Below are 13,581 nucleotides of genomic sequence, written 5' to 3' on the forward strand. Positions count from 1 at the left end.
GGGCGGTCAGCCGACGATCTGGTGTTCGACGGAGGTCGTCGACGAGGGCCGGTGCGGCGTGCCCCGCCGGGACGGCGTGCCGACCATCACCAGCGCGGTCACCGCTGCGACGGCGAGAGCGCACCACATGATCCCCTGGAACGTCCGCGGTGCGACGAGCATCGTCAGGACGGCCAGCACACCGGCGGCCACCCAGAGTGGCGCGGAGGGCCACCGAGCGCCAGCCGCGATCTTCGCGTTGACCACAGCGAAGACCAGCGCGTAGAGCGCTCCGGTGGCGGCGAAGAACGGGGCGTACTCGCCCAGTTGCGCGTAGTCCTCGCCGCCGGCCAGGCGGAACGCGAAACCGCCGGCCAGGGCCGAGGCGACGACGAGGACGGCACCGCAGGCGCCGATGATCGCGAGCATTGTGGTACGCAGGCGGCGATCACCGACGGCGAGGCGGGGCAGCGCCAACACCGTGATCACCTGAGGTGCCCAGAGCGCGCCCTTGGTGAGCACAGTGCCGACGGAGTACGCCCCGGAGTCCGCAGGCGACAGGAGTTGGCGGGCGAAGATCAGGTCGGCGTACGACACCACGAGCATCGCCAGCGCGGCGGTCCCGGCGCTCAGGACCTGCCGGACCCGCAGGGCGGTCCCGACACTCACCGCGTCGCCTGAGGCGGCAGAGGCCGGGCGGGCGATCCAGGCCAGGACCGGCAGGACGAGGTACGCGGTCACCAGGCCGGCGAGGAGGGTGTCCACGACGCCGGCGCCGAGGGCGAGCGTGACGATCATGCCGGCGTACCGGCCGACGGCGAACGCGACCATCGCCCACGCGAGGCGGAGGAACCGCTGCTCGCCCTGTAGCTCACCGAGCCACCGGCCGGCCAGGACGACCGCGAAGGTCGTGGCGGCCACCAGTGCCACGACCGTCACCGACAGCCGGAGGGCGGTCACCATCAGCGGCGTGGCCACGACGACGGCGCCGGCGGCGACCGCGGCCGTGACGACTGTGACGCGCATGGTTGGCGCGCCGGGCTGGCGGGCACGGTGGACGGCGACCGCCATCTGCAGCCCCACGCCCGCCACACCGGCGATCGCGACGAGAGCCAGCACCGTGGCCAGCACGCTCAGTTCCTCGGCTGCAAGGTGCCGGGCACCGACCATGGGAAGCAGGTAGGCCAGGCCGTTCGTCACCATCGCGGCGACCGCCACCGCCGCGCCGGCCGCTCCCAGCCGGCCCGGCCCGGAACCGGTCGTCGTCTCTGTCATCGCGCCTCATGTCGGTTCGCCGGGGGATGGCTGTGCCCTGAGCCTCGCGACCTCGACGCGTCAGCTCATCGACGTCGTCAGGCAAGGTACCCCCGTGCTCGCCCTGTGCCTAGGCCCCGTCTCCGCAAGGACTGCTCGGCCGACAGCGGAGCCCGCCCTCCCGACACAGGCCCTAGAGTGCTGTCCGGAGCCCCGGGGTGCGACGTCGGGAGCGCTTCCCGTCCAGGTTTTGTGGGGGTCCGTGTGCGCCGACCGATACCGGAGTTCGGCACGCCGCTGCGCCGGACTGTCGTCGTACTCCGTCGCTGGTGGCCGGAGATCGTGCTCGGTCTCGGCGTGGTCCTCGCGATCCTCGGCCCGGTGCTTCGCCGGGGTTACCTCCTCCGGTACGACCTGGTGTTCGTGCCGGACCCGCCGTTCGGCGCGACGGTCTGGGGCAGCGGCTCGGAGCTGCCGCGTGCGGTGCCCAGCGAGCTGCTCGCTGTCGGCCTGTCCCAGTTGCTCCCCGCAGATGTGGCGGAGAAGGCGCTCCTGGCCGGCTGCCTCGTGCTGGCCGCGGTGGGTGCCGCCCGGTTGGCTCCCGTCGGTCACCCGTTGGCGCGGGTCGCGGCCGGGCTCGGGTACGTCTGGAATCCGTGGGTGTACGGGCGGCTGCACCTCGGGCAGTGGGCGGTGGCCGCCGGGTACGCCGCGTTGCCCTGGGCGTACGCCTGGGTGCTGGGGGTGCTGCGACGGCGGTCGGACGGCAGCGACCCGGCGGACGGCGCGGGCCCTCGCCGGCGCTCGGCGGTGGCCGGTGGCCTGGCGGTGGTGTTGGGCGGTCCCGCGATGGTGTTGGCGGCGGTGCTGACCTGCGCGCCGGCGTTGGCCCTGGCCCGCCAGTGGCGGGCGGTCGTCGCGGGCGCCGCGATGCTGGTCGGCCTCACCGCTCCGTGGCTGCTGGCGCTCACCGAGCGCGGAGGCGGGATCGATCTCGACGAGCGGGGAGTCGCCGCGTTCGCTGCCCGTGCGGACACGCCACTCGGCGTGCTCGGCAGTGTCGTCACGCTCGGCGGTGTCTGGAGCCGGCACGCCGTGCCGGTCGGCCGTGACCAGTGGCCGGTCGCCCTGCTCGCATTGGTGCTCGCCGGGGCTGCGGTGTGGGGGTTCGCGTTGACGCGTCGTCGGTGGCCTTCGGCAGCCTGGTGGGGGCTGCTCGTCGGTGCCGTGCTGGGCACCCTGATCGCCGCCGTTCCGGCCCTGCCGGCGGGCACGGCGTGGATGACCGCGCTGGTCGAGCATGTTCCGTTGGCCGGGGCTGTCCGGGATGGCACCCGCCTGCTCGCGCCGCTCGCGCTGCTCCAGGCGGTGGGTCTCGGGATGCTGGTGGAGTCGCTGCTCAGGACGGGCGCTCGCGCGTTGACCCCGCTGGTGGCGTTCGCCCCGGTGTTGCTCCTACCCGGTCTGGCCTGGGGTCTCAGCGGTCAACTCGACACGGTGCGATTTCCCTCCGAGTGGGCGGACGTGCGTGCGGTGGTAAACCAGGACCCGGTCGGCGGAAGCCTGGTCTCGCTGCCCTGGTCGTCGTTTCGTGCCTACCGCTGGGGAGGCAACGTGCCCGTGCTCGACCCGGCGGCACGGGCGTTTCGCCGGCCGGTGATCGGGGACCAGGACGTGCTGGTCGGCCGGGACCGGATCAGGGGTGAGAGCCGTGAAGCCGATCGGGTGGCGGCCGTGTTGGCGGCGCCTGGTGATCCCGGCCCGGCCCTCCGTAAGCTCGGTGTGCGATATGTACTCATTCAAACCGATCAACCCCACGCTGCCGAAGTCGAGAACCGTTTCGCGGACGCCGACCTGATCCGGCGCGGCCGAACATTGACGCTGTTCTGTCTGTCTGATGGCGTTTCTCCCCACTCATCAGAGACTGTCGGCATTGCTCCCACGCTGGGGTATTCGGTACTCGGGGTCACCCTGTTGATCACCCTTTCGTACCCCGCAGCACGGCGGCGGTGCATGTTACTGTCCGGTACCTCTTGTCGAAGGGATCGTCAATGAAGGCATCCTTCAATCCCCTCCTGACCGCGGTCGTCGCCGCCGCGGTGGGGGCCGTGCTGGGAATTCTGGCCGTCTCGATCGGGACGTCCACCATCACCAACAGCAACACCAAGCCTGCAAACGTGGAGCAGCCCATCATCGTGTACGGCGAGCGCTGACGGCCCTCCATGGAGGTCCTACCTCCTGACGTGTCGTCAGATGCGGTCGTACTCGACGTCGTGGTGCCGGCCTTCAACGAGGCGGACCGACTGCCGGACACCCTGCTCCTGCTCCGGGCGGCGCTGGCCGGTCTCGGTGTGCCCTGCCGGGTGACAGTGGTCGACAACGCCAGCACTGACGCAACCGCCGAGGTGGTGTCGTCCGCGTTGCCCGGCACGGTCCCCGTCCGGTTGTTGTGGTGTGGCGAGCGAGGAAAGGGGTTCGCGGTGCGGACCGGTGTGCTCGCCAGCGACGCGCGCTACGTCGGCTTCTGCGACGCGGACCTGGCCACCGCGCCGGACAACCTCGGGCAGGTGCTCGGCCTGCTGACCGAGGGCGTCGACGTGGTGGTCGGTTCGCGAGCGCACCCCGAATCGGTGGTCGAGGAGCGGCACAGCCTGCTCCGTCGGTGGGGTGCGGTGGCGTTCCGGGGCGCGGTCCGGCAGGTGGTTCGCAGCGTGGGCGAGACGCAGTGCGGGTTCAAGTTCTTCCGCGGCGATGTCGCACGGCGGGCGTTCGCGCCACTGCGGTGCGGCGGATTCGCCTTCGACGTGGAGGTGCTGGGCCGCGTCGAGCGGGCGGGTGCCCGGCTGGAGGAGATCCCGGTCAACTGGGTGGACGTGCCCGGTTCCCGCTTCTCCCCGGTCCGCCACGGCTGGCAGAGCTTCGTGGACGTCGCGAAGATCCGCTGGCGGCTCCGTCACGCCAATACCGTCTCCACCACGCCGCTGCCGGTCGTCGCCATCCCGGTGGCCCCGGACGTATCCACTGGTGCCGCCACTGTTGGATTGCGGCCGTGAGTGTCGGATCTTCCCCGGTCGCTGCGGCTCCCACCACCGACGTCCCGGTGGTGGGCCGCCGGATCGCCGTGCTCAACTGGAAGGACCCCTGGCATCCCGATGCCGGGGGTGCCGAGGTCTACGCCTGGCAGGTCGCTCGTGATCTGGTGACCGCCGGCGCGCAGGTCACCTTCCTGACCGCACGGCCCAAAGGCCAGCGCGGCGACGAGGTTCGGGACGGCATCCGGATCGTCCGGGTCGGTGGCCGGTGGAGCATCTACCCCCGGGCGCTGGGTTGGTTGTCGCGCCGCCGACGTCAGTTCGACGCCGTGCTGGACTGTCAGAACGGCATCCCGTTCTTCAGCCCGGCGGTTCTGCCGGCGAGCGTGCCGGTGGTCTGCGTGATCCACCATGTGCACGACCGGCAGTTCCGGCTGTACTTCGGGCCGCTGATCGGTCGCTTCGGGGCGTGGCTGGAGGGGCCCGTCGCCCGCCGGGTCTACCGCCGTTGCGTGACCCTCGCGGTCTCACCCTCCACCGCTACTGCCGTACGCGACCGGCTCGGCTGGACCGGCCCGGTGGTCGTGGTGCCGAACGGGGCGGACGCCGACCATCCCCCACGCGGTTCTCGGGACGAGCACCCCCGACTCGTCTGCGTCGGCCGGGTGACCCGGCACAAGCGGGTCGACCTGGTGCTCGACGCCGTCGACCACCTGCGGTCCGAGCGGCCCGACCTGCGCCTCGACATCGTCGGTGGTGGGCCGGACGTGGAGACGATCCGCAGGCAGGTCGACGAGCGTGGGCTGAACGGCGTGGTGACGGTCCACGGTCACCTGCCCTCCGCCGAGCGGGACGCGCTCCTGGCCGCCGCCTGGTTGCACGTCTCCGGCTCGTGGGGCGAGGGTTGGGGCCTCGTGGTGGTGGAGGCCGCCGCCGCCGGGCTGCCCACTGTCGCCTTCGACGTGGACGGTCTGCGCGACGCCGTACGACCTGGTCGGACCGGGTGGCTGGTGAGTGAGGGCGAGCATCCGGCCAATGATCTCGCCGCTGGGCTGGACCGCGCGCTGGACTCCCTCGCCACCCCGTCCGAGGCGGACCGGATGGCGAATGAATGTCGACAGTGGAGTGACGCGTTCCGCTGGTCGGACACCGGCCGACGGGTCCGCGCGGTCCTCGGGGACCTGCTCGCCCCGCGATCGGTGCCGTGGGCGTCCGAGGACGCGTGTCTCGTGGTCCGGACGCCTGACCCGAACGACCTTCTCGCCCGGGTGGCACCACTGCTGCCCCATACCCGGCACGTCGCGCTCGACCAGCGGAGTCTGTGGATTCTGGTGCCGGGTGCCGATCCGGCGGCGATCCGGCAGGTGCTCCTCGATGTGGGCGTACCCGAGGGCGCCGTGACCGAGTCGAGGGCGAGTCGAGACGAACTCCTCACCGGAGTTCCGGTACGGCAGTGCTGACCGCGTGGTCGACCGCCCGTCGCGCTCCGGGGGTGCCGTCCGCGACGGTGTCCCGGGCGGTGTGGCGCCTGCGTGAGCTGCTGGTCTGCCTTGCGCTGATCGGCCTGTGCGTCACCCAGAGCCCGGGTCTCATCGTGCCCGACACGAAACTGGACATGGCCCTGGACCCGGGCGGGTTCCTCGCCCGCGCCACCCACCTGTGGGTCGTCGACTGGCAGTTCGGAACCCTGCAGAACCAGGCCGTCGGCTACTTCTTCCCGATGGGACCGTTCTTCCTCCTCGGTGAGGCGATCGGTCTCCCGGCCTGGCTCGTCCAGCGGCTATGGATGGCGACACTGCTCTGCGTCGCCCTCACCGGCATGGTCCGCCTGGCCCGTGCCCTGGACCTCGGTGGCCCCGCGTCCCGCCTGGTGGCCGGCGCGGTGTTCGCCCTCTCGCCCCGGGCGCTGACCCTGGTCGGCACCGTCTCGGTGGAACTGCTGCCGTACTGCGTCGCACCGTGGGTGTTGCTGCCGTTGGTCAAGGGAGCTGCGGGCGGCTCGCTGCGGCGGGCAGCAGCGCTCAGCGGCCTGGCGGTGGTCTGCATGGGCGGGGTGAACGGCGCGGCCGTCGCGTGCGCCGTACTCCCGGCCTTCCTCTATCTGGTGACGCGCGCCCCCGGGAAGCGGCGGATCCTCCTGCTGGTGTGCTGGACGGTGGCGATGGTGGCAGCCACCTTCTGGTGGCTCGCGCCGTTGCTGCTCCTCCAGCGGTACGGCTTCGCGTTCCTGCCCTTCACCGAGAGCGCCGCGGTGACGACCGGCGTGACCACACTTCCGGAGGCCGTGCGTGGCGCCACCCACTGGGTGGGTCACCTGGCCGTCGACGGTCTGCCCTGGTGGCCCTCGGGGTGGGCCCTCGCCACAGTGCCCTGGATGACCCTGCTCACCGGCCTGGTCGCCTGCATCGGGCTGGCCGGCCTGGCCCGCCGGGACCTGCCCGAGCGGCGGTTCCTCCTCGTCGCGGCGCTGGTCGGGCTGTTGACGCTGACCGCGGGAAACCTGTCGAACGGTGGAGCACCGTTCGCCGCGTCCGTGCGGGAGGCCCTCGACGGCCCGCTGGGCGCGCTCCGCAACCTGCACAAGTTCGACGTCGTCGTCCGTCTGCCGCTGGCCCTGGCCATCGCGCACATGCTGGACACCGTCGGTCTCATCGCTGTCATCCGCCGCTTCTCCCGACCCACGGGCATGGCGCCCCGGCGGGTGGCGCTGGGAGTCACCGCCGCCGCTCTCGTGGCGGTGACCGCCGGCGCGGGCAGCGCGGGCCTCACCGCGGGCGGCGGCTTCCCGGCCCTGCCGGAGCACTGGCGGCAGGCGACCGGTTGGCTCGACCGGCACGCCGGCCCGGGTACAACGCTGCTCGTACCCGGGTCCAACTTCGCCGAGTACGACTGGGGTCGCTCGTTGGACGAGCCGGTCCAGCCCCTGCTGGACTCGCCGTGGGCGGTACGTTCACTGGTGCCGGGCGGTTCCGCGGGGAACGCGCGGCTGCTCTCCGCCATCGACGAGCGACTCGCCTCGGGTGCGGTGTCCCCGGGCCTGGCCGACGTCCTGGCCCGACTGGGCGTGCGCTACCTGCTCGTCCGCAATGACCTGCGTCAACCCGTCGGCGCCGTCGCCTGGCCGCTCCTGGTGCACCGGACCCTCGACAGCGCACCCGGGTTGTCCAGGGTCGCCGAATTCGGGCCAGGTGTGGGACTGCCGCCGGACCTCCTCGGGGCCTGGGACTACGGGCTGCGTAAGACGTACCCCGCGGTGGAGATCTACCAGGTGGACCGGCCGACCCCTCGGGTCACCCTGGCTGATGCGGCGCAGCCGCTGGACCTGGTCGGTGCGCCGGAGACCCTGCTGGACCTCAGCGACGCCGGTGTCCTCGGCAACCGGCCGGTGATTCTCAACGGCGACGGCCCAGCTGCCCCGGGTGCGGGCACGGTGCTCGCCGACAGCCTTCGCCGCCGGGAGGTCGACTTCGGCCTTGTCCGTGGCAACACCTCGCGGACGTTCACCGTCGACGACCGGCCACGGCAGGTGCGCGCGGTCCACGACGTCCTCGACCCCGCCTGGGACGCGTCGTTCACCTCGGCCGGATACACCGGGATCACCGATGTGCGGGCCTCCTCCAGCGCGGCCGACGTCGCCGGTCCGGCCGGGCTGCGTGACCCGTCCGCCGGGCCGTTCGCGGCCCTGGACGGCGACAGCGGTACGGCCTGGTTGACCGACGGCTCCCGCAAACCGGTGGGCCAGTGGCTGGAGGTCCGGTTCCCGGGGGCGGTCCAGGTCGGTTTCGTGGACCTACAGGTGGTCGACGACGAGGTGATCGCCGCACCGGTCACGCGGGTCGAGGTCAGCACGGCCAGCGGTACCTCGGTGCATCAGATGACCGACGCCGGGCGAGCCCCGCAGCGGTTGGCGATTCCGGCGGGGCGTACCACCTGGATCCGCGTCACCGTCGACGGCGTCTCCGGCATGGACGTGCCGGCCCGGCGTGCGGGTATCCGGGACCTTCGGGTGCCGGGGGTGAGCCCTGAGCGTTACCTGCGGCTGCCGGCACTGCCCGAGACCAGCGGCGCGGCGGAGGTCGTCGCACTGGCCCGGAGGGCAGTCGATCGATCGGCCTGCGCCGCCGCCGCCGACCACTACCTCTGCGCGCCCGACCTGATCCGGCAGAGCGAGGAGACCGGCCTGGCGCCTCGTCGCTTCGATCTGCCGAGCGCGTCCTCCGCCAGCCTCACCGGCCTGGCCCGTCCGACGCCGACCACCGCTCTCTCCCTGTACGACGAGATGGTGGGCGGTGAGACCTTCACGACGTCCAGCGCCTGGTTCGCCGACCCGGTCGCCTCGTCACGAGCGTTGGGCGACGGCGACGACGGTACGAGTTGGTTGGCGGACCCGTACGACGCCCAGCCGACAGTGACACTGCGCTGGGCCAAGGCCCGGAAGGTCAGTTGGGTGCGGTTGCGGTTCGGGGCGAACCTGGTCGCGGCACCGCCGAGGACACTGCGGATCACCGGCGACGACGGCATCCGGGAGGTGACCATCGACCCGGACGGAGTGGCGCGCTTCCCGGCCCTGCGCACGAGCAAGCTCTTCATCGCGGTGACCTCGACGGTGCCGCGCAACAGTCGATCGACAGCGTTCTTCGAGCTGCAGGCCCTTCCGGTCGGTCTGAGCGGCATCGACGTGGAGGGGGTGGCCGAGGCCAACCAACCCCGAGGCGTCGACCGCGCCGTGACGTTGCCCTGTGGCGTCGGGCCGACGGTCGTCGTGAACGGCACACCGGTGCCGACGACAGTGTCCGGCACCCTGCGCGACATTCGGGACCTGCGGCCACTGCGGTACCGCGCGTGCACGGTCGAGCCGGCGACCAAGGCGAAGGCCAAGGCGAAGCCGAAGGTGGACGCCGACCAGGTCGCGCTGCGGGCTGGTCAGAACGAGATCTCCGCCCCGGCGGACCGGTTCGTCGTCGACAGCGTGATCCTCGGCGGTACGACAGCGGCGCGAATGGCCGACGAACCGGCCCGCCAGACGGTGACAGTGCTCTCCTGGACCGACGAGCACCGCTCGGTCGAGATCGGTCCCGGTGGCAGCAGCTACCTGGTCGTACCGGAGAACGCCAATCCCGGCTGGCGTGCCACGCTCGATGGTGTCCGGCTCGAACCGACCCGCGTCGACGGGTGGAAACAGGCATGGCTCGTGCCGGCCGGTGCCGCAGGCCGGGTCGACCTCGTCTTCACACCGGGCCGGCAGTACGACATCATCCTGCGGGTCGCCGGCGGTCTCCTGCTGCTGTTGGTCGTCGCGGCCCTGCTGCCCGCACGCCGCCACCGACCGTCCTACCCGGTGGTGCCGACCACCCTGGCGACCGCGCCGCTGCTCGCGATCGGCGTACCGGCGCTGTTGGGCGGTCTGCTCGGCTTCGGCTGTGCGCTCCTGGTCGTGCTGCTGCACCGGCGTCGGATGCCCACCCCTGAGTGGATCTGGGTGCCTGCCGCCGTGGGTCTCGCGATCTACGGTTCCGAGCGGTGGTGGTTGTGGCGGGTCGGCCCGGAACCGGTGGCGGAGCTACTCGGCGTGCTCCCGACGGCCCTGCTCCTCCTGGCTGTCGCCGCCCTCGTGCTGCGGTCCCGGCGGGTTCGCGGAAAGTACGAGTCGCGGCGCGAGGGCCGGCTGTTCGGCTGGGCCCGACGTGACAGCCGGCGACGCCGGCGTTTCCAGGGGGACGACGGACGAAGCGCCAGCCCGGCGGTTGTTGGCCCGCCTCTCCAGGAGTCTCCGCAGCTGCTGCGTCGGCCGCTCGATGAGGTAGTAACTGGCGGCCGCGACCGGGATAGTCAGGGCCAGGGTCACCGTCAGGAGCACCCAGAACGAGCTTTGCGTCCGGGTGAAGCCGAGCAGCCGGAAGCACACCTCGAGGGCGAGGATGTGCCAGAGGAAGATGCCGTAGGAGATCCGGCCGAGGAATCTGACCAGCGGCTGGAGCAGGAGAGCGCGGGGCACTCCGCCGGATCCCCGCCCGACGAGCGGCGCGATCACGCACCACGTGATGAGCAGGAACAGCAGGTGCTCGCTGATCGACTCGACCGGAGTGGCGGATTCCAGGCCACGCGGCCCGGCGATCGGCGTGCTGGCGATCCAGAGCAGCACGCCGGCGATCAGCCACGACGTCCCGGGAGCGAACGTGACGACGCGCAGTCCGTGCGGCGTGCCGGACCACAGGTCCTTCTCGCCGCGGTCGGACCCGTCCGACCCCAGATGCGGGAGGAACGGAGAGGAAGTGGTGCTGGGAGGCCAGGAGGCGAGAACGGCCAACACGATCCCGATCCCAAACCAGTCCAGGAAGGCGGGCAGCCAGAGCCACGACATCTGAGGTAGAGGCGAGTCGGGCCCGTGTGCGTACACGTTCCACACGAGACCGGCCAGGACGAGTGCGACGCCGAGCGCCAGCTGGCGTCGGGCGCGCGCCAGCGGGGTTCGGCCGCCCATCCATCGGCCGAGCGCCGCGATCAACGGCAGCGCCAGGTAGAAGACCGCCTCGGTGGCGAGGCTCCAGGTCTGCTCCACTCCGACCGGCAGCCGCAATGGTTCATATATGTGTACGAGCAGGAGGGGTATTGCCCAGTCCCAGAGTGACCTGAGGTAATCGATGTTGAGCCAGGTCAGTGCGACAACCGCCACTGCCCAGTAGCCGGGCAGAATGCGCAGTGCGCGATGCCAGAGGTATGTGCGTACTGGCGGTTTCGGCTGCGCCTGAATTGCTGCGCGCGCGAATGGCCGGTAGAGGAGGAAGCCCGACAGGGCAAAGAAGATCGCCACTCCCACGTCCATCCTGGCGAGCACTCCACCAGCAAGTCCGGACGAGTAGGTGAGTCCGCTGAGGAACGACACGTGGTGAAGGAGAACCGCGAACACCGCTACGGCCCGAAGGCCTTCCAAGGCGGGCAGGAAGTCATCCGTACGACCACTATTCGGCTCGGCCGGACGGCTCGCCCCGCTGTTCGGGGCTGCTTTTGCAGGTCGGCTCACAGGTCCTCGACATCCCATTTGTTATGACAGCCGGACGGCCGCATCCGGCCGTGTTCCGCACGGCTCGGAAGGCCGCGTCGGACCATATCTGAAATCGGTCTCGTCATGTACTGTCAGCCGACTAGTCGACCAATACAAGGGGAGGAGTTACATGCGATCTACGTCGGGTGCCATCTTGGTGGGGGTGGGCACGTTCCTGATCGTCGGGGCCGTGGCGACGCCGCTGGTCGTCGCGCCCGCTCTCGTCAAGGTGCCCCTGGACCAGAGTTCGGTGACGGTCTCCACGGCCCAGAACGCGACCGTCCTTGATTTCGGCACGCTGTCGGAGCGTAGCGGGGTCAACCTGACCGCCCATCGAGCCGTCCGAGGCGATGTCAAGGACGGAAACGCTGACCGGGCGGTCTTCAACGTCGGTGTCCGGGTGATCGACGACGCCGACAAGGAGATCACGCTCAGTACGGACCGGGTGGCCCTCGACCGGCGCACGGCGATGGCCGTCGCCTGCTGCGCCGAGGACATCAACGGCGCGCCCTTCAAGCACGAGGGTCTGACGTACACCTTCCCGTTCGGGACGGAGAAGAAGACCTACCAGTACTTCGACAACACCGCTCGCAAGGCATACCCCGCCAAGTACGTGAGCACGGAGAAGCTGCAGGGGTTGACCGTCTACAAGTTCGAGATGACTGTCGAGCCGATCCAGATCAGCGAGATCAAGGTCCCGGGCAACCTGCTGGGCTCTACCGAGCAGGTCGTCAACGCAGGCCGCTACTACGCCAACACCCGCACCTTGTGGGTGGAGCCGGACAGCGGCGTGATCGTCAAGGGCCAGGAGAAGCAGTTGCAGACGCTCCGCGACGGCACCGGCGCGGACAAGATCAAGATTATCGACGCTGACCTCGCCTTCACCGAGGACACCCAGAAGCAGCAGGCCAAGGCTGCCAAGGACGCGCGTGGTCAGATCAACCTGCTGACCACAGTGGTGCCTGTCATCCTCGGTCTGCTCGGCCTCGCCCTGGTGCTGATCGGCGTGTACCTCGTCGTCCGTGCGGGTCGCCGCAGGCCCGAGGCGGCGCTGGTGGAGACCGACGACCGGCCGACGACCGACCTGCCGTCGCAGCGGTCCCCGGAGCCGGCCGCGGAGTCCCCGGAGCCGGCCGGCGGACGCCACGCCGCGGAGCGCACCGAGCCGTAAGGCAAGCACCCCCACCTCACCGCCGACCTGACCGGGCCGGCCGACCCAGTCGGGTCGGCCGGCCCGGTTGTCTTCACTGCCGCCGCGCCGCAGCCGAAATCCAGCACCCGCCAGCAACCGCCCACCACGGCCCTGCTCGCGACGGGTGGGACGGCGGCCGCTTTACATTCGTTACCTTATTGTAATTGGTCAATGTCCCGTCACGCTCCGTGTCGACAACCCCTGATCTCGCGCGGAATCGGGTGGGATTGCCCGCCTTCAGGGACGGCCGCCCCCACTCGCTGTGCTCCCGCACTGCCGCTGGGTCACCGCTCTGTTACTGATCGGTAATCGGGGGGTTGTGAGCTGCGCCGCACTGGGTGCACCATCAAGCCCGATGGTTACCAGCCGGTAACAGATGACGGGAGGGGTGGGCCGCCACTTCGGGACCGGCCACCCCGCACGCATCCAGCCCGAGGAGGAACCCGTGCAGGATCGCTTGAAGAGTCAGGGTCGTACCCGGTGGCGGCGGTTCGCCGCCATGATGGTGCCCGCCACGGCCGCCGCCGGCGCCATCCTGTTCGGAATGTCGACCGGCGCGATCGCGTCCGACATCACGGTCTCCGGGCAGACGTTCAAGATCGGCGCCGATCGCCTGGAGGGCGACGGCTTCAAGCAGTACGGCGGCATCGTCCGGGAGAAGGGCAAGGACGGGAAGGCCGGTCAGGTCCACCCGATCGCGCTGTCCGAGATCAGCAGCGCCGAGCTGTACAGCCTCTGCCAGTCAGTCCGCGCCGACCTGCCGGGCCTACCGGTGGTGCTCACCATCAACGCCGGTGAGGGCAAGGAACCCGCCCGCGCCAAGGACCTGCTGATCGCGATGGACTCGCTGGACGGCAACGCGACCTTCACCAACATCAAGATCGGTCGGGACGCCACGGACCTGAACCCGACGGCGCAGGCCGGCTCGTTCGGCCAGAACTCCGACCACGTCACCATCACCAACCTGAAGCAGGTGTCCCGCTACACCACGGCGGCCACGTTCAACCTGGTCGGCCTCCGACTGAAGGTCAACGTGGGCGACGACGCCAAGGGCAAGGAGTGCTTCTGAGATGAGTCGTGGC

8 protein-coding genes and 1 pseudogene are annotated in these 13,581 nt (G+C 70.7%); 7 read left to right on the forward strand and 2 right to left on the reverse strand.

Annotated features, from left to right (window positions below):
- Window positions 1-6: 6 nt before the first annotated feature.
- Window positions 7-1,254 (reverse strand): lipopolysaccharide biosynthesis protein, encoded by a 1,248-nt coding sequence (locus tag FHU34_RS02450; protein WP_145778498.1) that lies wholly within the window; start codon window positions 1,252-1,254, stop codon window positions 7-9.
- A 243-nt stretch (window positions 1,255-1,497) separates the two neighbouring features.
- Between FHU34_RS02450 and FHU34_RS02455 the strand changes: the two genes are divergently transcribed.
- The 5 genes and pseudogenes from FHU34_RS02455 to FHU34_RS34195 all read left to right on the forward strand — a co-directional run.
- On the forward strand, window positions 1,498-3,288 hold the full coding sequence (locus tag FHU34_RS02455) for an MmpA family trehalose lipid delivery protein (protein ID WP_145778499.1): 1,791 nt from the start codon (window positions 1,498-1,500) through the stop codon (window positions 3,286-3,288).
- Window positions 3,285-3,446, forward strand: coding sequence for a hypothetical protein (locus FHU34_RS32805; RefSeq protein WP_157742438.1), 162 nt, complete (start codon window positions 3,285-3,287; stop codon window positions 3,444-3,446). The genes FHU34_RS02455 and FHU34_RS32805 overlap by 4 nt, the downstream gene beginning before the upstream one ends.
- 30 nt (window positions 3,447-3,476) lie before the next feature.
- Window positions 3,477-4,286: a glycosyltransferase gene (locus FHU34_RS02460; RefSeq protein WP_167524747.1), complete on the forward strand. Its 810-nt coding sequence runs from the start codon at window positions 3,477-3,479 to the stop codon at window positions 4,284-4,286.
- Window positions 4,283-5,725 carry a glycosyltransferase family 4 protein gene (locus tag FHU34_RS02465; RefSeq protein ID WP_208744909.1) on the forward strand — a complete coding sequence of 481 codons (1,443 nt, stop codon included), beginning with the start codon at window positions 4,283-4,285 and terminating at the stop codon, window positions 5,723-5,725. Before FHU34_RS02460 ends, FHU34_RS02465 begins: the two co-directional genes overlap by 4 nt.
- Before the next feature lie 59 nt (window positions 5,726-5,784).
- A pseudogene (locus FHU34_RS34195) lies at window positions 5,785-8,946 on the forward strand (DUF3367 domain-containing protein); the annotation flags it as partial.
- 879 nt (window positions 8,947-9,825) lie between these two features.
- Here FHU34_RS34195 and FHU34_RS34200 read toward each other — a convergent pair.
- Entirely contained in the window at window positions 9,826-11,304 is a 1,479-nt protein-coding gene (locus FHU34_RS34200; RefSeq protein WP_145785407.1) for an acyltransferase family protein, read from the reverse strand.
- A gap of 133 nt (window positions 11,305-11,437) precedes the next feature.
- Between FHU34_RS34200 and pgfA the strand changes: the two genes are divergently transcribed.
- The gene (gene pgfA / locus FHU34_RS02480) at window positions 11,438-12,478 is read left to right on the forward strand and encodes a cell envelope lipid trafficking protein PgfA (protein WP_145778502.1); all 1,041 of its coding nucleotides are present in this window, start codon (window positions 11,438-11,440) and stop codon (window positions 12,476-12,478) included.
- Between the two features lie 466 nt (window positions 12,479-12,944).
- Window positions 12,945-13,568: a DUF6230 family protein gene (locus FHU34_RS02485; RefSeq protein ID WP_145778503.1), complete on the forward strand. Its 624-nt coding sequence runs from the start codon at window positions 12,945-12,947 to the stop codon at window positions 13,566-13,568.
- Window positions 13,569-13,581: the final 13 nt, after the last annotated feature.

The organism is Micromonospora taraxaci (genome assembly GCF_007830095.1).
In the GTDB taxonomy this organism is placed as follows: domain Bacteria; phylum Actinomycetota; class Actinomycetes; order Mycobacteriales; family Micromonosporaceae; genus Micromonospora; species Micromonospora taraxaci.

What these genes read in the sequence shown, in the direction of transcription:
- FHU34_RS02450 (WP_145778498.1), bottom strand. Translation starts at nt 1,254, where the DNA reads ATGACAGAGACGACGACCGGTTCCGGGCCGGGCCGGCTGGGAGCGGCC.
- FHU34_RS32805 (WP_157742438.1), top strand. Translation starts at nt 3,285, where the DNA reads ATGAAGGCATCCTTCAATCCCCTCCTGACCGCGGTCGTCGCCGCCGCG.
- FHU34_RS34200 (WP_145785407.1), bottom strand. Translation starts at nt 11,304, where the DNA reads ATGGGATGTCGAGGACCTGTGAGCCGACCTGCAAAAGCAGCCCCGAAC.
- pgfA (WP_145778502.1), top strand. Translation starts at nt 11,438, where the DNA reads ATGCGATCTACGTCGGGTGCCATCTTGGTGGGGGTGGGCACGTTCCTG.